The sequence below is a fragment of the Micromonospora mangrovicola genome (assembly GCF_047200535.1).
Lineage (GTDB): Bacteria > Actinomycetota > Actinomycetes > Mycobacteriales > Micromonosporaceae > Micromonospora.
In genome coordinates, this window is sequence record NZ_JBJZOG010000007.1 from 105561 (window position 1) to 131472 (window position 25912).

Consider the following 25912-nt stretch of genomic DNA (forward strand, 5'->3'; position numbering starts at 1 on the left):
GCCGATCAGTCGAGGCAGAACTCGTTGCCCTCCGGGTCGGCCAGCACGAGGTGACCGGCGCCGAGCGGAGGAGCGGGCTCGTGGCGCTGGAGCCGGGTCGCGCCGTGGGCGACGAGCCGCTCAGCCTCCGCCTCCAGGGCCGCCATCCGCGCCTCGCCGGTACGCCCGGGCGCGGCTCGCACATCGAGGTGCACGCGATTCTTGGCCTGCTTTGGCTCCGGCACCCGCTGGAAGAACAGCCGCGGCCCGGAGCCCTCGGGGTCGACCAGCGCCGAGGCGTCGTTGCGGCGCTGGGGCGGCACGCCCATCGCCGCCAGGGCCCGCTCCCACGACTCGAAGCCTGCGGGCGGGTCCTGCAGCCGGTAGCCGAGGACCTCGGCCCAGAACGCCGCCAACCCGGCCGGGTCCGAGCAGTCGAAAGTGATCTGGACGTCGTGGGCCATCTCAACTCGCCTTTCGCCGGGTCTGCCGGTGGGTGTGCAGGTGAGGGTTGGTCCGGTGCCGGGCGAGCCGGTCTCCGCCCAGCGGGTTGCAGGTCTGTTCGGTCATGGCGCCAGCCTCCCCCGGATAGCGGACAGTTTCGGTCCGCTATCCGTAGGAAGATGGGCGGGTGACCGTCGAGGCGACGACCGAACGGGTGCTGCGGTTGCTGGCGCTGTTGCAGCGGCGGCCGTCCTGGACCGCCGCCGAGCTCGCCGCCGAGCTGGGAGTCACCGACCGCTCGGTGCGCCGCGACGTGGAACGGCTGCGCTCGCTCGGCTACCCCGTGCACGCGACGGCGGGCGTCGGCGGCGGCTACCAGCTCGGCGCGGGCACCCGGCTGCCGCCGCTGCTCCTCGACGACGAGGAGGCGATCGCGACGGCGGTTTCCCTGCGGCTGGCGTCGGCCGGCACGGTCGCCGGGGCGGGCGAGGCGGCGCTGCGCGCGCTCACCAAGCTCGACCAGGTGATGCCGTCCCGGCTGCGCGCCGAGGTGCGGGCGGTGCACGACGCCACCGAGACCCTGGTCGGTCCCGGGGTCGAGATCGACGCGGAGCTGTTGGTGACGCTCGCGCGGGCCTGCCGCGACACCGTGCGGGTGCGGTTCCGGTACGTCGGCCGCGACGGCGGCGAGCGGGAGCGCACGGTCGAACCGGTGCGGATGGTCACCACGGGCCGCCGCTGGTACCTGATGGCCCGGGACGTCGACCGCGACGACTGGCGTACCTTCCGGCTGGACCGGATGCGCGAGGTGGTGGCGACGACCTGGCGCTTCCGGGCGAGGGAGCATCCGGACCCGGTCGCCTATGTGCAGCGGTCCGTGACCGGGTCACCGTACCGGTATCTCGCGCGGGTCCGGGTGCACGCCCGGCCGGACCGGCTGCGGGAGCTGGTGCCGCCCCAGGTGGGGCGCGTCGAGGACGATCGCGACGGTTGGTGCGTGCTCGTCGTCGGCGGGGAGAGCCTGGACTGGCTCGCCGTGCACGTGGCCCGGCTGAGCTTCGAGGCGGAGGTGCTGGAGCCTCCGGAGCTGCGGGAGGCCGTCGCCCGGCTCGCCCGCCGCCTCGCGGGGATGGCCGGGACCGGCTGACCCCGCGACAGCTCAGTCGTCGCCGGCGCCGAGCAGCCGGCGCGCCGGGATGCGTCGGATATGACGTGCGGTGCCGGCCTGCGGCGGGCTACGGTCCCGCCCATGACCCTCGAGATCGTGAGCCTGGCCGACCGCCCCGACCTCGCCCCGCTGCTGAGCAACGACGACTTCGACGGCGCCTGGCCGACCTTCATGATCCAGGACATGATCAGCCCGGTGTACTACGCGGTCGCCGACGACCTCTACCCGGATCTGGTGTTCGCCGCGATCGACCCCGCCGACTCGGGGCGGGCCGTCGCCCGCGGGTACGCCGTGCCGGTGCGCTGGACCGAGCCGGAGCTGCCCGACGGCGGGTGGGACAAGATGATCCAGCGGGCCACCGTGAACCGGCACACCGGCGCCGAGCCGACGATGGTGTCGGCGTTGGAGATCTGCATCCGCCCCGACCGGCGTGGTGGCGGTGTGTCCGCGTTGATGCTGGACGCGATGCGGGAGGCGGTCGCGAAGCGGGGCTTCGACACCCTGGTCGCCCCGGTCCGCCCGAGCGGCAAGCACACCCGGCCGGACCTGTCCACGGCCGAGTACGCGCAGCAGGTCCGTGCGGACGGCCTGCCGGTGGACCCGTGGCTGCGGGTGCACGTACGGGCCGGTGGGCGGATCGAGCGGGTGGCGACCCGGTCGATGACCATCAGCGGCAGCCTCGCGGAGTGGCGCCGCTGGACTGGGCTGCCGTTCGACACCAGCGGGCCGGTGCACGTGCCGGGCGCGCTGGTGCCGGTGCTGTGCGACGTGGCGCACGACTACGCGGTGTACGTCGAGCCGAACGTCTGGGTGCGGCACCGCCTTTGACGTTCTCCCCGCACTAAGGGCGGGGCTTCCCTGCGCGCTGCGTGCGGAGCAGCGCGCAGCGCCCGAGTGGATTCCTGTTTCACGGCGCTGCGCCGGCACAGGGCGGTCTTACCTGCGCTCCACGTTCAGGCTCTCGGCGCGTCCCGCCGCGAGCACGTTGATGGCCGCGTTGACGTGCCGGTCGTGGACGGCCGGACAAGTTCATCCGCCCGCCCCGCCCCTGACAGAACGGCAAGGTCGGTTCAACCGCACCCTGGCCACTGAGTGGCCTACCGGCAGGTCTTCACCACCAACGATGACCGATCAGCCGCCTGTCACCGACCAACGTGATGGCCGGGTACACCTATAGCGCGAGCATCGCCGCCGCGACCTCACCGGCGGCCGCATCGGGGATCGCCGTCGCGGCCTGTTCGAGCACGAGCAGCCGCGCACCGGGGATCTCGCGCGCGAGCGCTTCGCCGTTGCCGACCGGGAAGAACGGGTCGCGGCGACCGTGCACCACCAGCGGCGGGATCGCGAGCTCGGGCAGGCGCTCGCGCCAGCGCGGCTTGCAGTCGAGCTTGGCGAACACCATGCCCAGATGGTTGGCCATCTGCACCGCGGGCTCCGTGCCCGGCGTGCGGTCCCACCTGCGCTCGGCGGTCGCGCGCGCGGCGACGGGGTCGTCACCGAGGATCTCCGCGCCTCGGGCGGCAAACTCGGCCACCGCGGCGCGGTCGGACCAGTCGGGCATCGAACGCGAGAACAGCCGGTCCATCGTCGCCGCGTCATGGTCAGGCAGGTCGTCGTCGACCGGGCCTGGAGCGACGGGCCGCGTTCCGACGAGGGTGAGGGCCGAGAACGCGTCCGGGTGGTCGAGGGCGGCGACCTGGGCGACCATCCCGCCAACGCCGATGCCCGCCAGGTGCGCCGGCCGGTCGTCGAGTTCGCGGGCGAGCGCCGCGGCGTCGGCGGCAAGATCGCGCAGGGTGTACGCCGGAGCCTCGGGATCGAGGGTGGTCGACGCGCCGGAATCGCGCAGGTCGTACCGCACAACGTGGCGCCCGCCGCGCGCGAGCGCCTCGCAGAGCGCGTCGGGCCAGGAGAGCATGGTCGTGCCGCCCGCGAGTAGCACGAGCGGCGCCGCCGCGTCGCCGAAGTGCTCGACCCCGAGAGTGACGCCGTGCGCCTCGACCGTCGTCATCACGCCTCCGCCGTCGCGTTGATGCCGCCGGACGTGCGGAACGAGTGGACCGTCGGATACATCATGAACCTCCAGGGTGGCGTCGTGACCGGTGGCGGGGGGACGGCGGCACAAGCTACGCGTCCCCGCCGGTGGTACGCGTCGCGTCGAACGTACGCGACTGGGGTTGGCGCTCAGAGATGGACCACTGGTGGGGCGGAAACTCATCGGGACCCTGTCCGCAAGTGCCGTGACCGCATAGGTTCGCCGGGTCGGTCGGCTACGGTGGGCCCGCTTCCAGTGGGGCCCTTGTCACTATGGAGGAGGGCGTGACGTTCGGGTCTAACCTGGCTCCGTGACGCAGCAATCGAGCACGGTGGTGCTGATGTGCGGTCTTCCGGGAGCGGGCAAGACCACCTACGCGATGGAGCTGGTGCGAAGCGGCTTCGTTCGGCTCTCGATTGATGAGGTGGTCTGGCAGAGGCTCGGGCAGCGCGACGCCGGCCTAGTGCTGGAGGCGGAGGCGTTCGACCAGCTCAAGGAAGAGGTCCGCCGCGAGCAGCGGCAGCAACTGGTCGAGCTGATGCTGGCCGGGCGTGATGTGGTGGTGGACTACAGCTTCTGGAGTCGTGCTGCCCGCGATGATTACAAGGCGCTGATCGAGAACCACGGCTGCCGTTGGGAACTGGTCCACCTCAAGGCCGATCGGACCACGCTGGAGCGTCGCCTCGAAGTGCGCAACGGCGAGGAAGGTGCCAACTCCGTCACCGTGGACAGGACACTGTTCAACCGTTACCTGGCCAACTTCGAGGAACCGAACGGAGATGGTGAGCAGGTCGTCATGCAGTCCTGGAGTTGAGGACCTGAGGCCGCCCGCGGGAGAGGACGTCCGCCCCAGCGGATGCCTTTCTCGCTGCGGGCGCGCTCACGGCGTTGGGCGGCCGGCACGTCGGGGTCGCGGGCGTTGGCGTTGCGCCAACGCAGGTAGCCGTGCAGGGCGCGGGTCCACGTGTCCAGGCGGCGAGTTTGCGGATGGACCAGCGGATGAAGGGCTGGCCGAGCTCGGTCGGGCGGGTGGTGGCCGTCTGGATGACGAAGTCCTCGTCGTCACGGCTGAGCACGCGGCGATGCCCCCCGCCCACCGAGGGTCCAGGCAGGCCAGGCCGATCTCGTTGAACTTGTGGATCACGTCCCGGGCAGGGTCCTCGTCACCGCACATCCGACCGCTCGGACCACCAGCCCGGCGAACCTATGTGGTCAGTCCCGCCGACTGTCGGCCACCTTGGCGTGCGCCTCGGCGACCTTGACGACGGCTTTCTTGCGGTTGTTGCTGCCCCGCTGCTTGCGGGACAGGTCCTGCTGCGGGCGGCGCGGCTTGCCGGCGCTCGGGCGTCGGAGATGCTGAATCCCGGTGGCGACGAGCTGACCGGGCGGTCGCCGGTACGCCGGCAGAACCGGCGCACCAGCGACCATCCGCTCCTACGGCGTGTTTCATAAGTGAGCGGCTGGGCGTTGTGAGCCATTGTTGTCCGTCGGCTCGTGGGGTTTCTGGGTCTGGGCGGGTGGTGGGCTGTTTGTCGGTGGTGTGTGGCATGGTGTGCTGCCGTGGCCCGTTTCACCACGTTCCGGTTTTGTCTGAACCCGACCGCCGAGCAGGAGATTGTGCTGCGTCGGCATGCGGGTGCGGCCCGATTCGGCTACAACCAGTGCCTGCGGCTGGTCAAGGACGCGTTGGACGGCAAGCGTGGTGGGACGGTCGGCAAGGTGCCGTGGTCGGGCTTCGACCTGATCAACGCGTTCAACGGGTGGAAACGCTCGGGTGACGCGGGCCGGGTGATGGTCGCCGCGGGTGACGGGACCGTCACGGTGCAGGTAACCGGTCTGGCATGGCGGGGCGAGGTATGTCAGCAGGTCTTTGAAGAAGCCGCGGTCGATCTCGGCCGCGGTCTGTCGGCGTACGCGGCATCGCGTGCCGGTCACCGGCGGGGTCGGCGGGTCGGTTTTCCGAGGTTCAAGTCCAAGAAACGCGCACCGCTGTCGTTTCGCATCCGCAGCAGGACCTCTGCCGCAGGCCGGGCGGGTATCCGGGTCGGTGAGCACGCGCCGCGTACGGTGACCCTGCCCGGCATCGGCGCCCTGGCGGTACGGCAGGACACCCGCCGGCTGCGGCGCATGCTGGCCAACGGGCGGGCGAAGGTCGTGTCCGCGACGGTCAGCCACCGGGCCGGCCGGTGGGCGGTGTCACTGACCTGCGAAGCCGCCGACCTGCACGATGCCCGCCGCCACCAGCCGAACACCAGCGCCGCAGGGTGGGTGGGCGTCGACCGGGGCCTGTCGACGTTCGTCGCCGCAGCGCGCGCCGACGGCACGCAGGTCCTGCGGGTCGACGGCTGGCCACGGCCCGCCCGGGCCGCGATGGCGCGCCAGCGTCGCCTGTCCCGGAAGGTCACCGGCAAACAGCGCGGCTCCAACAACCGCGCCAAGGCCGCGGCCCGGCTGGGCCGCCACCACGCCCGGGTGGCCGCGACCCGCCGCCGTTTCCTGCACCAGGTCTCCAACCAGCTGGTCAATACCCACGACCGGCTCGCCATCGAGACCCTCACCATCACCGGCATGCTCAGCAACCGGCGCCTGGCCTCGGCGGTCGCCGACGCGGCATGGGACGAACTGGCCCGCCAACTGGCCTACAAGCAGCAGTGGCGCGGCGGCCAACTGGCCCTGGTCGACCGCTGGTACCCCTCGACCAAAACCTGCTCCGCATGCCGGACCGTGGCCCCCGCGATGCCTCTGCACCAACGCACGCTCACCTGCCAGGCGTGCGGGCATCACGCCGACCGGGACCACAATGCCGCAGTCAACCTCGCTGTCTGGGCCGAGCAGCACCACGCCCAGACCCGGGACCTCCCCGCAGGGGCCCGGTCACCAACGCCGGCCGAGGGGAAGGCCCTGGCCCGCGCACACGCGCGGGCCGAAACCAGCCCCGATGACGCAGGAACCGCACCCACCCCACCCGGGGCCAGGCGCGGACGCCCGAGAAGGGCGCTGTCTCACAACTCCACCAAGTTATGAAACAGGCCGTAGCCGGTCCGCTCGGCCCCGGCAGCGGGCACCGTGGCGGGCGGGTCGGCCGGCGCGGCGGCGACCGGTTCGAACAGGACGCGGGCCCGCAACTGGCGGAAGCCGGTCCGTTCCAGCTCCGCCACCACTGCCACGCGGTGAGCGTCCACGTCGGCCACCACCTCCCGCGCCCCGCCGGCGGCCAGTACCCGCACCGCCTCGGCGATCAGTTCACCGCGGGCAGCCTCGTCGAGCAGGCCGAGGTAGGCGAGCAGCGGGTAGCAGGCGTCACCGGCCGTTCCCGCCAGACCGACCGGTTTCCCGGCGTCCATCGCGATCCGCCAGTCGCCGGCCGGGCCGGTCAGCCAGGCCAACGGGTCGGTGGCCAGGTCCACGCCGCCGACCGCCCGTGCCAACTCCATGCCGGTCAGCACGTCGGGCTCGGCGACGCGGGCGACCATGGCGTTGATCTCGGCCGCGTCGACCGCGGGGCGAAAGGTGTACCGCCCGGAGGGCGCCGGCAACGGCGTACCGGCCCAGGAGCACCGCACCCGCTCCCGGTGCTCGACCAACCCGGCGAGCCGGGCAGCCGCCAGCGGTGCCTCCATCACGGCCAGCACCTCCGGCCGGCGCCGCCAGTGCGCCGGCATGGCGGCGTAGTACCGCTGCGGCCCGCCGAGCGCCTCGTGGGCGGCACGCAGCAGCTCCGCACCGATCTCCGGTTCGGCGTCCAGGTCGAACCGCTCCAGCCAGGGAGCGACGGCGCCCGGCGGGAGCAGCCAGGCGGCCCGGCCGACGACGCGGCCGGCGCGCAGGGCGACCCAGGTGCGCTCGGGCCGGTAGCCACCGCCGGCGATGCCGTCGGCGTAGCTGACCTTGCGCAGTTGGGGCAGCGGATCGGGCATGGAGTCGAACAGGCTTTCCTCGCCCGCGACGAGCGGGCGGATGACCACGTCGGTCATAGGTTGATCCTCCGGAAGACGAACGCCCCGGGTCAGATCCGCGTGGACGCCGGGACGCGGAGGGGGCGCAGAACATCGGACATTGTTCTGACCTCCTTCCAGCTCGTCGGCGTGCCCGAAACATACGCGACGGTTCCGTTCGCCGCAACGCGATCGAGAGCTGGGTAGCCTGGAGCGCATGATCTTCATTACCGCCAAGTTCCGCGTGCTCCCGGAGTACGCCGACCGGTGGCCGCAGATCGCCGCCGCGTTCACCGAGGCCACCCGCGCCGAGCCCGGGTGCCTCTGGTTCGACTGGTCCCGCAGCGTCGCCGACCCGAACGAGTACGTGCTGGTCGAGGCGTTCCGGGATGACGAGGCCGGCGCGGCGCACGTGCAGTCGGACCACTTCCGCGAGGCGCAGCGCACCCTGCCGCCGCACCTGGCCGGGACGCCCCGGATCGTGAACATGACCGTGCCGCAGCAGGACTGGTCGCTGCTCGGCGAGATGGCCGTCCCCGAGAGCCGCTGACCCCGGCCGCCGCGCTGGTCCTCGGGCTGCGGTCAGCTGCCGGCGTAGACCAGGTCCATCCGGTCGGTCCGGCCCGACCACCGCAGCTCGAGGTGCCAGCAACCGGGCCCCGGCAGGTCGATGATCGACGGGCCGGGGCCACCGGCGACCTCCCGTGTGGCCCGCGTGCCGGCGCCGTCCAGCGTCGCGGTGATCAGCAGGGTGGCCGGCGCCTCCGGGCCGGACGACGCCGTGGCGGGGCGGGCCACCCAGAGGATCTTGTTACTCGGTTCGTCGGCTCTGCCGTACGTGAGTGGGTGGCCGAACAGCACCGCGACGATCTCGCCCCGTACGCCGAAGACGTGCGGCACCCGGGCGTCCCCGCTGAACCCGGCGTCGGCCCAGTCCGGCAGCGGGCCGGTCTCGATCCGGGCGTCGCAGCCCGTCGCGGTGCTCGCCGGCGTGCTGACCCGCGTGGCCGGCCGGCTCGCGGTCGTGCATCCGGCCAGCAGGACCACCAGCGCCGCCGGCATCAGCCGAGCCGATGAAGGCATGCCCCACCCCTCCCTTGAACGCAATCACCAGACCCGTCAGCAGGACACCGGCCGGGGCGATCGGGTTCCGCTACCGCATCGAGTCGGCGATCTCGATCGCCTCCTCCTTGGTGAGGTCGCCTTCCAGGCGGTAGCTCACCCCGGCCTCCTGCCAGATCAGGGTCGCGGCGGCCAGCCGCGCCGTCTCCACCCGGACGGTGCCACCACGATCGACGTACGCCAGCGCGTGGGGCCGGCCGATCCAGATGGCGAAGTCACCGTTGACCTGGGACCACTCCACATCCGGCCCGGCGGCCTGCTTCTGGAACACCGGGTCGAGCCGGCCGTCGAAGGCGTCGACGCGCAGCGTCCCGCCACGGTAGAGCAGCGTGGCCACCCGGTAGCTGCCCGCGCCGTCGGCGTCGGCCACCAGCACCCGCTCGGGCGGGCCCAGCTTTACCGGCACCCGGATGGGGAAGCGCACCTGCCGCTGCGCCTCGTCGAGGGCGACGGGCCGCTGCGACGGCAGCGGTGACGGGGTGCCGGAGGGCAGCACCGGCGCGGGCGACGTACCGATGACGATCCCGGAGAAGCGCAGCAGCCCCGCCACGGCATCGGCGAGCGCGGCCCGCCCCGGCGGCAGCGCCGCGACGAGCAGCGCGGCGACCGCCGCGGCCAGCCAGTAGCGCCACCGGCGGCGCCGGGCCGCGGGCGCGGCCAGGCGGGCACGCACCCGGGCCGTCACGTCCGGCGTCGGGGGCGTGTCCAGCCACCCGGCCAGGTCGCGCAGTTCCCGCTCGAGGTCATCCACGGTGCACCACCTCGTGGTCGAGCAGGCCGCGCAGCTTCGCCAACGCCCGGTACGTCCGCGACTTCACCGTGCCCCGCGGCAGTCCGAGCGTGGCCACGGTCTCGTCCTCGCTGAGGTCGAGCAGGAACCGGCAGACGATCACCTCACGGTCCTTCGCCGGCAGCAGACGCAGCGCCTGCACCAGCGCGGCCCGCCGCTCGGCGGCGAGCACGGCCCCGATGGCGTCGTCCTCGGCCGGCTCGGGTGCCGGGCTCGCCGCCGCGGCCCGCAGTACCAGCCCGTCCCGCCGGGTACGCGACCGGTGCAGGTTGCGGGTCTCGTTGGCGACGATCGCGAGCAGCCACGACCGGAACGACGACTCCCCCCGGTAGCGGGACAGTTTGCGGTACCCCTTCACGAACGCCTCCTGGATGACGTCCTCCGCGTCCGACCCGGCGCCGAGCAGCACCGCCGTCCGGTACGCGGACGCGGTGTGCCGGGCGACCAGGAGGTCGTACGCCTCCAGGTCACCGGCCCGGGCACGGGTGACAAGCTCTTCGTCGTCCAGGGGAACCTCCGCTCGGCTCACTGACATGACACCGCCCGCGCCGCCCGGGTTCCACCCCGCGGGGTGGGAACTTTGCCGCCGTCCACGGTGTCTCCGTGGCATGACGCCCATGACGTTCCCGCGGCGCACGATGCTTGCCCTGCTCGCCGGTGCCGGCACCACCGTGCTGGCCGGCTGCGGACCCGCCCGGCCGCTCGCCTCCGCTCCCGCCCCGGCGATCCCCGACGCGCTGCTGGTGGAGGTCGGCGACGGGCTGCGGGTGCTGCGCGGCCGCGACCGGCAGACCATCCCGCACTCGGTCGCCAGCCCGGGCGGGCTGGCGGTCTACGCGACCGCCCCCGCCGGGCCCGACACCGCGCTGTGGCGGGTCGACACCACCACCGGCCACACCTCCGCCCGGGTGCTCCTGCCCGGGCGTTGGGTCCCGCGGTCCGTCTCGGCCACCGGCACCCTGGTGGCGCTCACGCCGAACCCGGGGGCTGTCACCGCCGGACGCCCCGCCGGGCGGCAGGTGACCCCCGTCCTGATCGCCGGTGTCGGCGGGGCGCGCCACCGGCTGGACCTGCGCGGCAACTTCGTGCCGGAGACCTTCACCGCGGATCTCACCGGACTGTTCGTCCTCGAATGGCTCCCGGCGGCGGCGCCGGACCGCTACCGGGTCCGCCTCGTCGACTTCGCGACCGGGGCGCCCGGTCCGCTCTCCACCCGCGACAAGACGCCGGTCCCGCCCGGCGCCGAGGAGGAGATGCGCGGCGACGGTCGCCAGGCCGTGCTCGCCCCGGACCGGGCGACGCTCTACACGCTCTACACCCACCAGCCCGACCATCGGCACACCCGCGACCTGGTCAGCGGTCGGCCGGGCAACGCGCACGCGTTCGTGCACACGCTCAGCCTCACCGCCCGCTGGGCGTACTGCGTCGACCTGCCGCACCCGTTCGGGGAGGGGCCCGCGAGCGGCCATGCCGTCGCGATCAGCCCCGACGGGCGGCGGCTCTACGTCGTCGACGTGACGTCGGGCAGCGTCGCCGAGATCTCCACCGAGGACCTGATGGTACGCCGGACGGTCACCCATTCCCCGGGCACCGGGACCGCGCACGCCGCCACCGCCGGCGACCGCCTCTTCATCGGCGCCGGCTCGACGGTGCGGACGCTGGACGCCGCCCGCCTCGCCCGGACAACCGACTGGCAGGTCCGCGAGCCGGTGCGCGGCCTCGTGCCCAGCCGCGACGGCGCCCGCCTGCACGTGGGTCAGACCGAGGCGGTGAGCTGGCACGATCCCGCCACCGGCGGCCAACTCGGCCGGGTCGCCGTACCCGGTCTGGTCACCGTCCGCGGGCTGGCCGGACCGGGGTGACCCGGCGCGCACCGCCGTCTTCGACGAGCGCGGCGCGCTCATCTCCTTCGGCTGACCACGGCCGTCCGGCATCGCCGCGCGGCGGCATGCCCCGGTCACCTGTGGGGGCCGGTGCGGCGCGGTGGTCCCGGCTACCGCCCGGCCGTGCGGATCAGGCTGAACAGGCCGTGCCCCATGGAGAACGACCTGATCTTCCCGGCCAACGGTTCGCCGGCGCCGAGCGACGGGTACGTGCCGGAGTACGGGACACCCTGGCTGTCCAGCGGTACGCCCACGTTGTCGACCGTGGCGACCACCCGGTTGTCCGGCAGGTGGGTCACTGTGGCCCGCCCGGGGGTCTGGCGGTAGACGGTGACGCTGTTCATGCGAGGCGGCGGACCCGGGCCGTCGCGCGTGCCCACCTGGCCGGTCCGGGCGCTCCTGGTCGGCCGTACGCCCCGCGCGACGCCGCGTGCGGGCCTATGGTGTGGGCATGTGGGAGCCACTGGCCGCGTCGATGGTGGGCCTGACCGCCGCTGCGGTGCTGGGCGCGCCGACCCCGGCGGGTCCGGTCGACGCGACGCCGGTGCTCACCACCACCCCGTTCGCGGCCCTGCCGGGGCAGCGGGTCACCCACACGGTCACCATCTCCGGCACGGCGACCCTGACCGCCGGACGGATCATCTTCACCACCACGGCCGAGCTGGACGACGTCACCGTCCGCGCCGATCCCGGCCGGTGCGCGGTGACCGACCGTACGGTGACCTGCGACCTGGGTACGGTGCGGCTGGCGGCCGGTGCGGCGCCGCCGAGCGTCACGATCACCGGCCGGATCCGCTCCGTCGGGGCGCCGGGCTCGGTGGTCCGCAACCGGGTCATCCTCACCGCGGCGGAGTTCGCCAGCGATGACGCCCAGGTGGCCAGCAACGCCTACCAGCTCCCGGGAGCGGCGCCGACCAGCCCGCAGGCGTCCCTCGGGTCGGCCGTCGCGGATCCGCCGCAGCGGCGGTCGACGACGACCGCGACGCTGGCGCTGCTGATGGCCGCCGGGCTCGCGGTGGGCGTGGTGCTGGTGGCGCGGCGGCGCAGGCCTCCGGGCGGCGGTCCGCCGCAGGTGGCGGCCGGACGGCCCGATTCGACGTGACGGTTGACGGCCACGGCCGCACCTCGGGGTACGCCTCGGCGGGGGGCGGTGCGACCGCCGGAGCGGGCGCTCAGTGCGTGGCCACGGCGACGGCGCTCGCCTCGACACCGGCCAGCCGGGCCGGCCGGACGACGGTGAACAGCACCACCGTCGCCGCGAGCATCCCGCCGGCCACTACGGAGGCCATCGCCATGCTGCCGGTGCCGAGCACACCGACCAGCGGCGCGGCCACCGCGCCGACGCCGAACTGCACCGCGCCGAGCAGCGCCGCGGCCGTACCCGCCGCCTCGCCGTGCCGGGACAGTGCGAGGGCGGGCGCGTTCGGCAGGGCGAGCCCGGCGGTGGCGAGCACCACCCACAGCGAGGCCAGGATGGCGGCGAGGCCCCCGACGCCGGTGGCGGCGAAGGTGACCAGGACCAGTCCGGCCGCGGCGCCCACGCCGAGCGCGGTGACCAGGATCCGCTGCGGCGAGTACCGGCGCAGCAGCCGGACGTTCCACTGGGTGGCGCCGATCAGGCCGACGGCGCCCGCGCCGAAGGCCAACCCGAACTGCTGCTCGTCCAGCCCGTACCGCTGCTGGAAGACGAACGACGAGCCGGACACGTACGCGAAGAGGGCCGCCATGGCCAGCCCGGCGACCAGGACGAGCCCGACGTACGTCCGGTCGCGCAGCAGGGTGCGGTAGTCCCGCAGGATGGTGGCGACGCCGCCGTTGCGGCGCCGCTCGGCCGGCAGGGTCTCGGCGAGCCCGAACGCCGCCACGGTCGCCAGCAGGACGCCGAAGACGGCGAGGGCGGCGAACACGCCGCGCCAGTCCGACCAGCGCAGCAGCCCGCTGCCGAGGGTCGGGGCGAGAATCGGGGCCGCGCCCATCACCAGCATCAGCCGGGAGAAGAGCTTGGCGAAGGCGGCGCCGCTGAACAGGTCGCGGACGACCGCCATGGCGACCACCGAGGCGGCCGCGACACCCAGTCCCTGCAGCACCCGTAGCACTCCGATGACGGCGATGTTCGGCGCGAGGACGCAGAGCACCGAGGCCGCGATGTGCAGCGCGACGCCGGCGAGCAGGGGCAGGCGTCGGCCGACCGCGTCCGAGAGTGGGCCGATCAGCAGCTGGCCGAGGGCGAGGCCGGCGAGGGTGCCGGTGAGGGTCAGCTGGACGGCCGCGGAGGTGGTGTGCAGGTCGGTTGCGATGGCGGGCAGCGCCGGCAGGTACATGTCGATGGTCAGCGGCCCGATCGCGATGAGCGAGCCGAGGACGAGGACGAGCCGCAGCCGTTGCCGGGGGCTCATCAGGTCACCTGGGGTTTCGATCGGCTCGGCGACGGCCACGTCCCCGGTGGGAATCTCTGCAACGCTCACACCTGGCAGCAAATCATCGCCGGCCGATCTGATTCCCGGAGCGGGCAAAGGTGCGCCAGATCACACGGTCCGGCGGCCGGCCGGGTCCGCGTACGGCGACGCCGGGTCGGTTGACCGACAGTTCGGACAGAATCTAAACTAATTGAGATTCATCCATACGCCCCGGGGTCGCTCCCCCGTCGCCGTCCCCTCGCTCCGGCGTCCGTTCCCCGCCGTCGGCACGCCCCGGGTAACCGACTCCGGGAGGTCATCCCATGCACAGACGCGTCACCATCCTGGCGACGGCCGCGCTCGTCGCGTTCGGGGCGGGCGCCGTCACCGCCCTCCCCGCCTCCGCCGCCAGCGGATGCCGGGTCGACTATGCGCTCAGCGGCCAGTGGCCGGGCGGGTTCGGCGCCAACGTCACCGTCACCAACCTCGGCGACCCGGTCAGCTCGTGGACCCTCACCTGGTCCTACCCGGCCGGACAGCAGGTCACCCAGTACTGGAACGCCACCATCACCCAGAACGGCGCCCAGGTCACCGCCCGTAACGTCAGCTACAACGGCTCCCTGGCGACGAACGCGAGCACCTCCTTCGGCTTCAACGGCTCATCGACCGGCAGCAACCCGGCACCCACCAGCTTCGCCCTCAACGGCACCACCTGCACCGGGGGCGTGTCCGGCCCGAGCGGCACGCCGACACCCACCGCCAGCCCCACCCCACCCCCGTCCAACGGCGTGCCCTCGGACGCCGCCTGGGTCGCCGCCGGCCCGTGGGACTCGTGGACGAACAACGGCTACACGCTCAACAACGACGTCTGGGGCTCCGGCGCCGGACCGCAGACGATCTGGGCGCGCACCGGCACCAACTGGGGCGTGGTCGCGAACCACCCGCGGACCAGCGGGGTCAAGGCGTACCCGCACTCCGGCAAGGCGATCAACCGCACGCTCAGCTCGCTGAGCTCCATGGCCAGTTCGTTCAACGTCTCGGTGCCGGGCAGCGGTGACTACTCCACCGCCTACGACATCTGGGCCGACAACTACGCCTACGAGGTCATGATCTGGGTGAACCAGGCCGGCGCGGTCGGCCCGATCGCCGGCTCCTACGACGCCAACGGCGCGGTTCCCGACGCGCGCAACGTCGCGGTCGGCGGCCACACCTGGAACGTCTACCGGGCTCCAACGGCAGCAACGCCGTGTTCTCGTTCGTCCGGACCGGCGGCACCACCTCCGGCACCGTCGACGTCCTGGCGGTCCTGCGTTGGCTGCGCAGCCAGGGCTGGTGGGGCGACGTGACCGTCGGTGACGTCCAGTTCGGCTTCGAACTGACCGGCACCGCCGACCAGTCCAGCTTCGTCTGCAACAGCTTCTCGCTCGGCTACCACTGACCGCAGCCGTTGCCACGGGCGTCCGCACCGCGACCACCGGGGCGGACGCCCGTCGTACGCGCCCGCCGACGACCGGTACGCCGCGCCGATCGTTGAACGGATGCCCGTGATCGCAACAGTGGAGGACCCGGTGTCGGACTACCCGAAGGCCATCGCCATGGTCGACCGGACCGAGGCGGTACCGCGCCGCATCCGCGCGTTCCTCGCCGGCGAGCCGGTGCTGGACACCACCCGGGCGCGTTACGCGAGCTTGGTCACGGCGACCAGGTGAGCGTGCAGGGCGAAAGTTGGTGCCGGCCGCTGTGAACGTCCGATGAATCAGTCATAGGCCAGCGCTAGGTTGTCCGATGTGCAGCTGCGGTTCAACTATCGCGTTGACCCGACACCCGGGCAGCGGGAAGCGTTGGCCCGGGCGTTCGGGTGTGCGCGGGTGGTGTTCAACGACGGGCTGCGTACACGGCAGGAAGCCCGAGCGGCTGGGCTGCCGTGCGTCTGTGACGGGGAGCTGTCCAAGCGGCTGATCACTGAGGCCAAGCGCACCCCGGAGAGGGTTTGGTTGGGTGAGGTGTCGGCGGTGGTGTTGCAGCAGGCTCTCGCGGACCTGAATGCGGCGTACCGGAACTTCTTCGCCTCCCTGTCCGGCAAGCGCAAAGGGCGCAAGTTCGCGCCGCCGCGGTTTCGGTCGCGTAAGGACAATCGGCAGGCGATCCGGTTCACCGCCAACGCCCGGTTCCGGGTGCTCGACAACGGGCGGCTGCGTCTGCCGAAGATCGGCGACCTGACGGTGCGGTGGTCACGGCCACTGCCCGCCGAGCCCACCTCGGTCACGATCGTCAAGGACGCAGCCGGCCGGTACTTCGCCTCGTTCGTCGTGGCCACCCCCGACGAGCCGTTACCGCCGGTCGACGCCGAGGTGGGCATCGACCTGGGCCTGACCCACTTCGCGGTCCTGTCCGACGGCACGAAGGTCGCCGCGCCGAGGTTCCTGCGCCGCGCCACCCGTAAGCTGCGCCGCCTGCAGCAGGACCTGTCCCGCAAGCAGCAAGGCAGCAACAACCGCAAGAAAGCCGTCGTCGAGGTCGCCAAGGCGTACGCCAAGGTGGCCGACACCCGGCGGGACTGGCAGCACAAGCTCTCGCCCCGCATCATCCGCGACAACCAAGCGGTGTACGTCGAGGACCTGTGCGTGCTCGGTCTCGCCCGGACCCGACTGGCCAAAAGCGTCCATGACGCCGCCTGGGCCAGCTTCACCGCGATGCTGAAGTACAAGGCCGCCCGGTACGGGCGGACCTTCGCCCGCATTGACCGGTTCGCGCCGACGTCGCAGACCTGCTCGGCGTGCGGCCGGCTCGACGGACCCAAACCGCTGAACGTCCGGTCATGGGCCTGCCCCTGCGGGGCCGTCCACGACCGGGACGTCAACGCGGCCATCAACGTGCTCGCGGCGGGACGCGCCGAGAGCCTAAACGCCTGTGGAGCGCAGGTAAGACCGGCACCCGTGCCGGCGCAGCGCCGTGAAACAGGAGTCCACCCGGGCGCTGCGCGCTGCTCCGCGCGCAGCGCGGAGGGAATCCCCACCCTCTAGGGCGGGGAGAACGTCAATACCTGAATCGCACCGACGTGGACTTCGCCCACCTGGTCCGGTCGGCGACCCACACCGCCTGCCCGTACAAGGGCCGGACCACCGCCTGGTGGTCGGTCCGCGACGGCGGCGCCCGCCACGAGGACCTGGCCTGGTCGTACGACTTTCCCACCGCGGCACTGCTGCCGATCGCCGGCCTGGTCGCGTTCTACAACGAGAAGGTGGACCTCGTCGTCGACGGGGAGTGCCTGGCCCGCCCGCGGACCCACTTCTCCTGAACCGCCGGCGCGGCTGGGGAAGCCGGATCGTCCATCGCGCTCATCGATCATCTCGCGAGCCGACCGCTGGCCCTCGGTCAACTGCCGCGACCCGGCCGCCCTCCGGGATGGAGCTCTGTTAGCGATAACAGATGCGTTCGCCGATACCGATCCGGCAGGTGCCGCCGCAGATGAGCACCCCTGATCAACTCCCACCCTGCCGCCGACCGGCGGGCCGCTCCGGCGGCCTACCGCGTCGCAACCTTGAGCGTGTTATCGATAACATGCTATGTTCGGCCGCAGGAGTCGAGGGCACCCCTTCCATTCGGGATCGCCGACCGTTCGAAGGGCTCCGGGCAGGTCCCGGTCGACGTTCGGCGACGAGTCCGGCCGCACGACGACGCGTCAGGTACGCCCCGTTCCGGTGCGAGCCGCGACCGTCCAGTTTCCCCCGCCGTTCCGGGCCGGTGCACTTCACCACCACGGAAGGATCCTCGATGCACCCCACTTGGAAGGCCCGGACGGCGCTGCTCGCGACCGCCGCCGGGTTGGTCGCGGCCGCCGGAGCCGTGACCCTGCCCGCCGAGGCCGCCGCCGCCGGCTGCGCGGTCAGCTACACCGTCTCCTCACAGTGGCCGGGCGGCTTCGGCGCCAACGTCACCGTCACCAACCTGGGCGACCCGGTCAACGGCTGGACGCTGACCTGGTCCTACCCGTCGGGCCAGCAGGTCACCCAGTACTGGAACACCACCATCACCCAGAGCGGCGCCCAGGTGCAGGCCACGAACGTCAGCTACAACGCGAACATCGGGAGCAACGCCACCGTGCAGTTCGGATTCAACGGTTCGTGGACCGGTAGCAACCCGGTGCCGACGAGCTTCGCGCTCAACGGCACCGCCTGCACCGGCGGCACGACCAGCCCGCCGCCGAGCACCACCCCGCCGCCGCCGACCTCCCCGCCGCCCAGCTCCCCGCCCCCCAGCTCGCCCCCGCCGAGCGGCAGCCTGCCGAGCAGCTTCCGGTGGAGTTCCAGCGGCGCGCTGATCGGCCCCAAGTCCGACGGGCGCGGCATCGCCGGGATCAAGGACCCCTCGGTCGTGTACTACAACGGCCGGTACCACGTGTTCGCGAGCACCGCGAAGTCCTCCGGCTACAACCTGGTCTACACCAGCTTCACCGACTGGTCCCAGGCCGGCTCGGCACCGTTCACCTACCTCGACCAGACCCCGATCGGCGCCGGCTACCGGGCCGCACCGCAGGTGTTCTACTTCGCGCCGCAACGGCTGTGGTACCTGGTCTACCAGACCGGCAACGCGTCGTACTCCACCAATCCGGACATCAGCAACCCGGCCGGGTGGAGCGCGCCGAAGAACTTCTACAGCGGCATGCCGCAGATCATCAAGGACAACCTCGGCAACGGCTACTGGGTCGACATGTGGGTGATCTGCGACAGCGCCAACTGCTACCTGTTCTCCTCCGACGACAACGGGCACCTCTACCGGTCGCAGACGACGCTGGCGAACTTCCCGAACGGCATGACCAACACGGTGATCGCCATGCAGGACAGCAACCGCAACCGGCTGTTCGAGGCGTCCAACGTCTACCGGGTCGGCAACCAGTACCTGTTGCTCGTCGAGGCGATCGGCAGCGACGGCCGCCGGTACTTCCGGTCCTGGACCGCTCCCGCCGTCACCGGGCCGTGGCAGGCCCTCGCCGACACCGAGAGCAACCCGTTCGCCCGGGCGAACAACGTCACCTTCCCGGGCGGCGCCTGGACCCGGGACATCAGCCACGGCGAGATGATCCGCGACGGCTACGACCAGACCCTCACGGTCAGCCCCTGCAACCTGCGCTACCTCTACCAGGGTCTGGACCCCAACGCCGGCGGCGACTACAACAGCCTGCCCTGGCGCCTCGGTCTGCTCACCCAGACCAACTCGCCCTGCTGAACCGCCCACCGGCACCCGGCAGGCGGGCCACCGCCTGCCGGGCCCGCCACCTGTAAAGGCAGCAACGGCTGGATGGTCCGGATCACCGTGCCCAGCGGCGCGGGCGTCACCAACACCCGGAGCGCCCAGCCCAGCGGCACCATCGTGGACTTCCGCAACGTCGACTACAACCGCCAGGTCGGGGCGGGTGGCAGCACCTGGTTCGGCTTTCAGGGCACCGGCATCGGCCCGTCCGGCACGCCCACCTGCACCGCCGGCTGACGGACGAGAGGATCGGCGGCCCGCCCGGCGTCCGTCGGGCGGGCCCTCGCGGTGCCCGTCGGGTTGCGTCCGGCCGGCCGCACTCTCCACGGCACCGCCCGTCCGACGGCGGACCGGTCGGCCGTTGCAGGGTCGACGCCGGGCCGGTCCCGGCGTGGCGGGCGGGCGGCGACGCGCGACTCGGGCGCGCCCGCGGTCAGCGCGGGGGTGAGGCGACGCTCTGGCGGGAGACCAGGGTGGGCGCGATGGTCTGCCGCAGCTCGCCCCCGGTGGCGGTCTCGATCTGTGTGAGCAGCAGGTCGAGGCTCGCCCGGGCCACCGCGGCGAAGTCCGGCCGCACCGTGGTCAGCGGGGGGATGAAGTACGCGGCCTCGGGCACGTCGTCGAAGCCGACCACGCTGATCTCGTCCGGCACCTTCCGGCCGTACTCGTGCAGGGCGCGGAGCACGCCCAGCGCGAGGTGGTCGTTGGCGGTGAAGACCGCGGTGACCTCGGGCATCCGGGCCAGCATCTGGCCGCACCGGTAGCCCGACGCGGCCGACCAGTCGGCGGGCACCAGCGGCGGCACCTCCGCCCCCGCCGCCTGCAGGGCCTCGCGCCAGCCCTCGATCCGGCCGGCGCTGTCGAACCAGTCGGACGGCCCGGACACGTGCCAGACCGTCCGGTGCCCCGCCTCCAGCAGGTGCCGGGTGGCCTCCCGGGCGCCGGCCACCTGGTCGACGGTCACCAGCGGGACCGGGCGGCGCGGATCGCCGTCGACGGTGACCAGCGGGACGTCCTTGGGCAGCCGTTCCAGGGCCTCGCCGGCCGACTCCACCGGGGCGATCACCACGATGCCGGCGACCCGGTGCGCCAGATGCCGCTCGACCGCCGACGAGATGGACTGGTGGTCCAGGTCCCGCACACTGCCCACACTGACCGCGAAGCCCTCCTCGGCCGCGGTCTGTTCGAGGGCCGCCAGCAGGGACGCCGGACCGTACAGCGTGGTGTTCTGCGCCACCACGCCGATCACCTGGGACCGGCCGGTGACCAGGGCACGGGCCGCCCGGTTGGGCCGGTAGCCCAGTTCGGCGATGGCGGCCTGCACCCGCAGCCGGGTCTGCTCGCGGACGTTGGGGTGCCCGTTGAGCACCCGGGACACGGTCTGGTGGGAGACGCCCGCGAGGCGGGCCACATCCGTCATCGCCGGAGCGCGCACGGCTCTCACTCCCCCCGCCTGCCCGTTGGTCGCCGCAGCCTGTCGGCCGTGACCGGAGCGGCTCGGGTACCCGGTCTCCCCACGCGGCGCCCTCCCCGCTGTTCTTCGCCACGGGTGGGTCGCGCCAGATCGGCAACAGTGTACGCCAGCGCCACTGCCTGCCTGCCGTTCGGGCACACCGGATGCGCGCCTACGGCCCCGACGGAACGGACCCTCGACGGCGCCCCCAAGTGGTGGGCCTTCCCCGGCTCAGAACCCGCGGGCCAGCCGGTAGTACGCCTGGTTCCAGCGGATCTCTTCGGCGAACCGGCGCGCATTCGTGTCGGCATCGATGACGACGAGTTCGGTACGGCTCATCTCGGCGAGGTCGTGCAGCTCCTCGACGCCCACCGCCCGCGAGAGCACCGTGTGGTGCGGGGCGCCGGCGGTGATCCACGCCTCGGCCGAGCCGGGAAGGTCCGGGCGTGGGCGCCACACCGCCCGGGCCACCGGCAGCCGTCGCAGCGGCCGGGGCGGGGCCACCACGTCCACCTCGTTGGCCACCAGCCGGAAGCGCTCGCCCATGTCCGCCAGGCCCAGCACCACCGCGGGACCGGGTTCGGCGTCGAAGACCAGCCGGACCGGGTCCTCCCGGCCGCCGATGCTCAACGGGTGGATCTCCACGGCCGGCACGTCGGCGGCGATGGTGGGGCAGACCTCGAGCATGTGCGCGCCGAGCACCAGCTCGTTGCCGGGGGTGAGGTCGTAGGTGTAGTCCTCCATGAACGAGGTGCCACCCGGGCCCCCGACGGCCATCGCCTTGAGGGTGTGGACCAGGACGGAGGTCTTCCAGTCGCCCTCGCCGCCGAAGCCGTAGCCGTCTGCCATCAGGCGCTGCACGGCGATCCCCGGCAACTGGCGCAGCCCGCCGAGATCCTCGAAGTTGGTGGTGAAGGCACGGAATCCGCCCGAGTCGAGGAAGGTCCGCAGGCCGATCTCCAGCCGGGCGGCGTAGCGCAGCGCGTCGTGCCGCTCTCCCCCGGGCCGCAGCGCGGCGACCACCCGGTAGGTGTCGTCGTACTCCTTGACCAGGTCGTCCACCTGCGCGTCGGTCGCCTCGTCGACGACCTGGACCAGGTCGTTGACGCCGTAGGTGTTCACCGACACCCCGAACCGCAGTTCCGCCTCGACCTTGTCGCCCTCGGTCACCGCCACGTCGCGCATGTTGTCGCCGAACCGGGCCAGCCGCAGCGACCGCATCGCCGACCAACCGAGCGCCGCCCGGGTCCAGGCTCCGACGCGGGCGGTCACCCGCGGGTCGGTGACGTGACCGGCGACGGTCTTGCGGGCCACCCCGAGGCGGGTCTGGATGAACCCGAACTCCCGGTCACCGTGAGCGGCCTGGTTGAGGTTCATGAAGTCCATGTCGATCTCGTCCCAGGGCAGCAGGACGTTGGCCTGGGTGTGCAGGTGCAGCAGCGGCGTCCGCAGGGCGTCCAGGCCGGCGATCCACATCTTCGCCGGGGAGAAGGTGTGCATCCAGGCGATCACCCCGATGGCGCCCTGCACGGAGGCGTCGCGGCACACCCGCAGGATGTCGGCGCTGGTGGTCAGCACCGGTTTCCAGACGACCCGGGCGGGGATGTGCGGGGACTCGTCGAGCAGCGCGGCGATCTGCCGCGACTGCTCGGCCACCTGACGGAGGGTGTCCTCGCCGTACATGGCCTGGCTGCCGGTGAGGAACCAGATCTCAGGCTCGGGGTGCGTTGCCATGGAGTTGCCTTCCGCGAGTTGGTCGGTCACTTGTAGCGGATGCCGATGAGGCGTTGGAGCAGGATGAACGCGAAGAGCAGACCGCCGATCACGATCTTGGTCCACCACGAGTTGAGGCTGCCGTCGAACGTGATGAGCGTCTGGATCACCCCGAGGACCAGCACGCCCAGCACGGTGCCGAAGACGTACCCGGAACCGCCGGTGAGGACGGTCCCGCCGATGACGACGGCCGCGATGACGTCGAGTTCCATGCCCACGGCGATCAGCGGCGCCCCGGACAGGGTGTAGAAGGAGAGCAGGATGCCGCCGATCGCCGAGCACAGGCCACTGATGGTGTAGACGGCGATCCGGGTACGCCCGACCGGCAGGCCCATCAGCAACGCGGACTGGGGGTTGCCGCCGATCGCGTACACGTTGCGGCCGAGGCGGGTGTAGGCCAGCGTGAACGCCGCGACGGCGACCACCGCGAAGGCGATGAGCACGCTGACCGACACGAAGTTGCCCCGTGGGTCGCCGATGCGCTCCTGCGACATGCGGGTCCAGAACCCGTCGGTGATCGGGATCGACGCCCCGCTGATGAAGGTGCACATGCCGCGAGCGAAGAACATCCCGGCGAGGGTGACGATGAACGGCTGGATCTCGAAGAAGTGGATCACGCAGCCCATCAGCAGCCCGAGGGTCGGGCCGATCAGCAGCGCGACGAGCAGCACCGCCGGCGCGGGAAGCCCCTTCTCCAGCAGGGACGCCGACACCATCGCGGTCATCGCGACCACCGAGCCGACCGAGAGGTCGATCCCGCCGGTGAGGATCACGAAGGTCATCCCGACCGCGACGACGAGCAGGAAGCCGTTGTCGATGAAGACGTTGAAGACGACCTGGACGTTGGAGAACGCCCGGTACTGGGAGACGCCGACGCCGTACAGGACCAGTAGCAGGGCCAGGGTGGCCAGGACCGGGACGTGCCGCCGGGGCAGCCGCGCCCAGGCGCGGCCGACGGCCGGTGCGAGGCTGCTCATGCCGGCACCTGCTCCTTCCGCTGGTCGACGACGGTGGGCGGGGTGACGGCGGGGGTCCGGCGCCGCCGGAACCGGGCCCGGAAGGCGGGTGCCTGGATGAGGCAGACGGCGATCACGACCATCGCTTTGAACAGCAGGGATGTCTGGGGTGAGATGTTCATGGCGTACACCGTGGTGGTGAGGGTCTGGATGAGCAGCGCGCCGAGGATGGTGCCGCCGAGGGAGAACCGGCCGCCGGCGAGGGACGTGCCGCCGATGACGACCGCGAGGATGGCGTCGAGTTCCACCCACAGACCGGCGGCGTTGCCGTCGGCGCTGGACACGTTGGCCGTCATCATGAAGCCGGCCACGGCCGCGCACGCCGCGCTGATGACGTACACCAGAAAGGTGATGCGCGCGGACCGGATGCCGGCCAGGCGGCTGGCCCGGGCGTTCCCGCCGACCGATTCGATGATCATGCCGAGCGCCGTGCGCCGGGTCACGGCGGCGACCAGCAGGGCCGCCGCGAGCGCGATGAAGATGGCCAGCGGCAAAGTCAGCAGGTGACCGACGCCGATCGCCTTGTAGGGGTCGGAGTTGACGGTGAGGATCTGCCCCTCGGTGATCAGCTGGGCGAGGCCGCGACCGGCCACCATGAGGATCAGCGTGGCGATGATCGGCTGGATCCCGACGACCGCGACCAGGAACCCGTTCCACGCACCGAGCGCCAACGCCACTCCGAGGGCCAGCGCGAGCGCGGTCAGCACCCCGCCGAGGCTGTTCTGGTCGGGCTGCCGGCTGATGTGGAGGCAGGCCATCGCCCCGCTGATCGCGCACAGCGAGCCGACCGACAGGTCGATGCCGCCGGTGGCGATCACCAACGTCATGCCGAGGCCCACCAGGATCAGCGGTGCGCTCAGCCGGACGATGTCGACGAGGCTGCCGTACAGGTGCCCGTCGCGCATCTGCACGGAGAGGAATCCGGGCCGGTAGGCCGTGTTGGCGGCGAGCAGGACGACGAGCACCACGACCGGCCAGAAGAGCCGGTGGGTCGTGGCCGCCCGCCAGGCGGCCGTTGCGTTGCTCATGACGGCACCTCCTCGTGCCCGGCGCCGCTGGCGATGGTCTGCATGATCCGGTCGGCGTCGACGGTGTGGTCGTTGGTGAGCCGGCTGACCAGCTGCCGGTCCCGCATCACGGCGATCCGGTGGCTCAGCCGGAGCACCTCCTCCAACTCGGCGGAGATGAACAGCACGGCCATCCCGCCGTCGGAGAGCTGGGCCACCAGCCGCTGGATCTCGGTCTTGGCGCCGATGTCGATGCCGCGGGTGGGCTCGTCGAGGATCAGCAGCCGGGGTTCGGTGATCAACCAGCGGGCCAGCAGCACCTTCTGCTGGTTGCCGCCGGAGAGGTTGCCCACCGGGAGATCCGGGTCCGCCGGCCGGATGCTGAGGGCCTTGACGAACCTGTCGACCAGTTCGTCCTGGCGGCGGCGGGGCACCGGGCGGAGCCAGCCCCGCGCCGCCTGCAGGGCGAGGATGATGTTCTCGCGTACCGACAGCTCGGCGATGACGCCCTCCGCCCGGCGGTTCTCCGAGCAGAAGCCGATGCCGTGGCCGATGGCGGCGACGGGGGTACGCAGGGAGGCGGGCGTGCCGCGCACGGCGACGCTGCCGGCGTCCGGCCGGTCGGCGCCGAACAGCAGCCGCGCCACCTCGGTGCGGCCCGAGCCGAGCAGACCGGCCAGGCCGACCACCTCCCCGGCGTGGATGGTCATGCTGAACGGTGCCACCGAGCCCTTGCGGCCCAGGTCGCGCACGTCGAGGAAGGGCGGGTCCGCCGCGAGGGCGTCCGGGTCGCGCCGGGGTTGCCCGTCGAGCCGCTCCAGCACGTCGAGTTCCTTGCCGATCATCTTCTCGACCAGGCTGAGCTGCGGAAGCTCGCCGGTCGGGTACTCACCCACGAGCTGCCCGTTGCGCAGCACGGTGATCCGGTCGGCGATGCCGTACACCTGGTCGAGGAAGTGCGTGACGAACAGGATCGCGATGCCCTCGTCGCGCAGCTGCCCCATGATCCGGAACAGCTGCGCCACCTCACCGGCGTCGAGGCTGGAGGTCGGCTCGTCCAGGACCAGCACCCGGGCCCGGACGTCGATCGCGCGGGCGATCGCGACCATCTGCTGCACGGCCAGCGAGAACGTACCCAGCTGGGCGTTGACGTCCAGGTCCAGGTCCAGGCGGGCGAGCAGGGCCCGGGCCCGGCGGCGCATCTCCCGCCAGCGCACCGCGCCGAGCCGGCGTGGCTCCCGGCCGATGAAGATGTTCTCCGCGACCGACAGGTTGGTGCAGAGGTTGACCTCCTGGTAGACGGTGCTCACCCCGGCCGCGGCGGCCTGCATCGGGCCGGTGAAACAGACCTGCTCACCGGCGAGGGTGATCACCCCGCGATCGATGCCGTGGACCCCGGTCAGCACCTTGATCAGGGTCGACTTCCCGGCGCCGTTCTCGCCCATCAGGGCGTGCACCTCACCCGGGAAGAGCCGGAAGTCGACGTCGTCGAGTGCGCGCACGCCTGGGAACGACTTGCTGATCCCCGTCATTGTCAGGACTGGATGGCTCTTCGTCATCCCACCGGACCCTTCTGAAGTTCGTGGGGCGGAGGCGCGGCGTGCGCGGCCCGTCCGGACGATCGACCCGCACCGGCCCCGGCTGCCCGGGGCCGGTGCGGG

The 25912-nt window shown here is 72.3% G+C and carries 27 protein-coding genes and 1 pseudogene; 13 read left to right on the forward strand and 15 right to left on the reverse strand.

All coding sequences use genetic code 11. The features are described 5' to 3' along the window. Nucleotides 1-5 precede the first annotated feature (5 nt). Nucleotides 6-443 carry a VOC family protein gene (locus ACL02O_RS05100; RefSeq protein WP_412816771.1) on the reverse strand — a complete coding sequence of 146 codons (438 nt, stop codon included), beginning with the start codon at nt 441-443 and terminating at the stop codon, nt 6-8. A 167-nt stretch (nt 444-610) separates the two neighbouring features. Here ACL02O_RS05100 and ACL02O_RS05105 point away from each other — a divergent pair, with 167 nt between their 5' ends. Together ACL02O_RS05105 and ACL02O_RS05110 are read left to right on the forward strand one after the other, a co-directional pair. Next, nucleotides 611-1570 (forward strand): helix-turn-helix transcriptional regulator, encoded by a 960-nt coding sequence (locus ACL02O_RS05105; RefSeq protein WP_412816772.1) that lies wholly within the window; start codon nt 611-613, stop codon nt 1568-1570. A 102-nt stretch (nt 1571-1672) separates the two neighbouring features. Next, a complete protein-coding gene (locus ACL02O_RS05110) occupies nt 1673-2419 on the forward strand; it encodes an N-acetyltransferase (RefSeq protein ID WP_412816773.1) in 747 nt (248 codons plus the stop codon). A 343-nt stretch (nt 2420-2762) separates the two neighbouring features. Here the strand turns inward: ACL02O_RS05110 and ACL02O_RS05115 are convergent, their stop codons facing one another. Continuing rightward, complete coding sequence (locus ACL02O_RS05115) at nt 2763-3602, reverse strand: alpha/beta fold hydrolase (protein ID WP_412816774.1); 840 nt, start codon at nt 3600-3602, stop codon at nt 2763-2765. 334 nt (nt 3603-3936) lie between these two features. Here ACL02O_RS05115 and ACL02O_RS05120 point away from each other — a divergent pair, with 334 nt between their 5' ends. Next, nucleotides 3937-4440, forward strand: a complete 504-nt coding sequence (locus ACL02O_RS05120; protein WP_412816775.1) for a P-loop nucleotide/nucleoside kinase family protein — start codon at nt 3937-3939, stop codon at nt 4438-4440. Between the two features lie 160 nt (nt 4441-4600). Here ACL02O_RS05120 and ACL02O_RS05125 read toward each other — a convergent pair. Together ACL02O_RS05125 and ACL02O_RS05130 are read right to left on the reverse strand one after the other, a co-directional pair. After that, nucleotides 4601-4800 (reverse strand): annotated as a pseudogene (locus ACL02O_RS05125) (helix-turn-helix domain-containing protein); the annotation flags it as partial. A gap of 38 nt (nt 4801-4838) precedes the next feature. Beyond that, nucleotides 4839-5054 (reverse strand): hypothetical protein, encoded by a 216-nt coding sequence (locus ACL02O_RS05130; RefSeq protein ID WP_412816776.1) that lies wholly within the window; start codon nt 5052-5054, stop codon nt 4839-4841. Nucleotides 5055-5120: 66 nt separating this feature from the next. On the opposite strand from ACL02O_RS05130, the gene ACL02O_RS05135 reads away from it, so the two are divergent. Then, nucleotides 5121-6650, forward strand: coding sequence for an RNA-guided endonuclease InsQ/TnpB family protein (locus ACL02O_RS05135; RefSeq protein ID WP_412816777.1), 1530 nt, complete (start codon nt 5121-5123; stop codon nt 6648-6650). Here ACL02O_RS05135 and ACL02O_RS05140 read toward each other — a convergent pair. Beyond that, a complete protein-coding gene (locus ACL02O_RS05140; protein WP_412816778.1) occupies nt 6629-7600 on the reverse strand; it encodes an acetyltransferase in 972 nt (323 codons plus the stop codon). The genes ACL02O_RS05135 and ACL02O_RS05140 overlap by 22 nt on opposite strands. Nucleotides 7601-7778: 178 nt before the next feature. Between ACL02O_RS05140 and ACL02O_RS05145 the strand changes: the two genes are divergently transcribed. Beyond that, the gene (locus ACL02O_RS05145; protein ID WP_412816779.1) at nt 7779-8111 is read left to right on the forward strand and encodes a putative quinol monooxygenase; all 333 of its coding nucleotides are present in this window, start codon (nt 7779-7781) and stop codon (nt 8109-8111) included. 32 nt (nt 8112-8143) lie between these two features. Here the strand turns inward: ACL02O_RS05145 and ACL02O_RS05150 are convergent, their stop codons facing one another. The 3 genes from ACL02O_RS05150 to ACL02O_RS05160 all read right to left on the reverse strand — a co-directional run bounded on the left by ACL02O_RS05150 (nt 8144) and on the right by ACL02O_RS05160 (nt 10002). After that, complete coding sequence (locus ACL02O_RS05150; protein WP_412816780.1) at nt 8144-8644, reverse strand: hypothetical protein; 501 nt, start codon at nt 8642-8644, stop codon at nt 8144-8146. A gap of 70 nt (nt 8645-8714) precedes the next feature. Beyond that, on the reverse strand, nt 8715-9434 hold the full coding sequence (locus tag ACL02O_RS05155; RefSeq protein ID WP_412816781.1) for a DUF4367 domain-containing protein: 720 nt from the start codon (nt 9432-9434) through the stop codon (nt 8715-8717). Further along, nucleotides 9427-10002 carry an RNA polymerase sigma factor gene (locus ACL02O_RS05160; protein WP_412816782.1) on the reverse strand — a complete coding sequence of 192 codons (576 nt, stop codon included), beginning with the start codon at nt 10000-10002 and terminating at the stop codon, nt 9427-9429. The genes ACL02O_RS05155 and ACL02O_RS05160 overlap by 8 nt, the downstream gene beginning before the upstream one ends. An 88-nt stretch (nt 10003-10090) precedes the next feature. Between ACL02O_RS05160 and ACL02O_RS05165 the strand changes: the two genes are divergently transcribed. Next, nucleotides 10091-11335, forward strand: a complete 1245-nt coding sequence (locus ACL02O_RS05165) for a YncE family protein (protein WP_412816783.1) — start codon at nt 10091-10093, stop codon at nt 11333-11335. Between the two features lie 131 nt (nt 11336-11466). Here the strand turns inward: ACL02O_RS05165 and ACL02O_RS05170 are convergent, their stop codons facing one another. Then, a complete protein-coding gene (locus tag ACL02O_RS05170) occupies nt 11467-11700 on the reverse strand; it encodes a hypothetical protein (RefSeq protein ID WP_412816784.1) in 234 nt (77 codons plus the stop codon). 107 nt (nt 11701-11807) lie between these two features. On the opposite strand from ACL02O_RS05170, the gene ACL02O_RS05175 reads away from it, so the two are divergent. Then, a complete protein-coding gene (locus ACL02O_RS05175) occupies nt 11808-12458 on the forward strand; it encodes a hypothetical protein (RefSeq protein ID WP_412816785.1) in 651 nt (216 codons plus the stop codon). A gap of 70 nt (nt 12459-12528) precedes the next feature. Here ACL02O_RS05175 and ACL02O_RS05180 read toward each other — a convergent pair whose 3' ends face one another. Beyond that, nucleotides 12529-13821, reverse strand: a complete 1293-nt coding sequence (locus ACL02O_RS05180) for a multidrug effflux MFS transporter (protein ID WP_412816786.1) — start codon at nt 13819-13821, stop codon at nt 12529-12531. A 254-nt stretch (nt 13822-14075) separates the two neighbouring features. Between ACL02O_RS05180 and ACL02O_RS05185 the strand changes: the two genes are divergently transcribed. The 6 genes from ACL02O_RS05185 (at nt 14076) to ACL02O_RS05210 (ending at nt 19239) form a co-directional block, all read left to right on the forward strand. Next, nucleotides 14076-15098 carry a cellulose binding domain-containing protein gene (locus ACL02O_RS05185; protein ID WP_412816787.1) on the forward strand — a complete coding sequence of 341 codons (1023 nt, stop codon included), beginning with the start codon at nt 14076-14078 and terminating at the stop codon, nt 15096-15098. Between the two features lie 192 nt (nt 15099-15290). After that, on the forward strand, nt 15291-15461 hold the full coding sequence (locus ACL02O_RS05190) for a hypothetical protein (protein WP_412816788.1): 171 nt from the start codon (nt 15291-15293) through the stop codon (nt 15459-15461). 78 nt (nt 15462-15539) lie between these two features. After that, complete coding sequence (locus ACL02O_RS05195) at nt 15540-16775, forward strand: RNA-guided endonuclease InsQ/TnpB family protein (RefSeq protein WP_412816789.1); 1236 nt, start codon at nt 15540-15542, stop codon at nt 16773-16775. Nucleotides 16776-16810: 35 nt separating this feature from the next. After that, nucleotides 16811-17050 carry a DUF427 domain-containing protein gene (locus ACL02O_RS05200; protein ID WP_412816790.1) on the forward strand — a complete coding sequence of 80 codons (240 nt, stop codon included), beginning with the start codon at nt 16811-16813 and terminating at the stop codon, nt 17048-17050. Nucleotides 17051-17526: 476 nt separating this feature from the next. Continuing rightward, entirely contained in the window at nt 17527-18978 is a 1452-nt protein-coding gene (locus ACL02O_RS05205) for a non-reducing end alpha-L-arabinofuranosidase family hydrolase (protein WP_412816791.1), read from the forward strand. Between the two features lie 72 nt (nt 18979-19050). Next, nucleotides 19051-19239, forward strand: a complete 189-nt coding sequence (locus ACL02O_RS05210; protein ID WP_412816792.1) for a cellulose binding domain-containing protein — start codon at nt 19051-19053, stop codon at nt 19237-19239. A 196-nt stretch (nt 19240-19435) separates the two neighbouring features. Here the strand turns inward: ACL02O_RS05210 and ACL02O_RS05215 are convergent, their stop codons facing one another. From ACL02O_RS05215 to ACL02O_RS05235, 5 genes are all read right to left on the reverse strand, one after another. Next, the gene (locus ACL02O_RS05215) at nt 19436-20422 is read right to left on the reverse strand and encodes a LacI family DNA-binding transcriptional regulator (protein ID WP_412816799.1); all 987 of its coding nucleotides are present in this window, start codon (nt 20420-20422) and stop codon (nt 19436-19438) included. Nucleotides 20423-20686: 264 nt separating this feature from the next. Then, nucleotides 20687-22189 (reverse strand): L-arabinose isomerase, encoded by a 1503-nt coding sequence (gene araA / locus ACL02O_RS05220; RefSeq protein WP_412816793.1) that lies wholly within the window; start codon nt 22187-22189, stop codon nt 20687-20689. Nucleotides 22190-22215: 26 nt separating this feature from the next. Next, nucleotides 22216-23205, reverse strand: a complete 990-nt coding sequence (gene yjfF, locus ACL02O_RS05225; RefSeq protein WP_412816794.1) for a galactofuranose ABC transporter, permease protein YjfF — start codon at nt 23203-23205, stop codon at nt 22216-22218. Further along, entirely contained in the window at nt 23202-24272 is a 1071-nt protein-coding gene (locus ACL02O_RS05230) for an ABC transporter permease (protein ID WP_412816795.1), read from the reverse strand. The genes yjfF and ACL02O_RS05230 overlap by 4 nt, the downstream gene beginning before the upstream one ends. Next, nucleotides 24269-25810 (reverse strand): sugar ABC transporter ATP-binding protein, encoded by a 1542-nt coding sequence (locus ACL02O_RS05235; protein ID WP_412816796.1) that lies wholly within the window; start codon nt 25808-25810, stop codon nt 24269-24271. Before ACL02O_RS05235 ends, ACL02O_RS05230 begins: the two co-directional genes overlap by 4 nt. Nucleotides 25811-25912 lie beyond the last annotated feature (102 nt).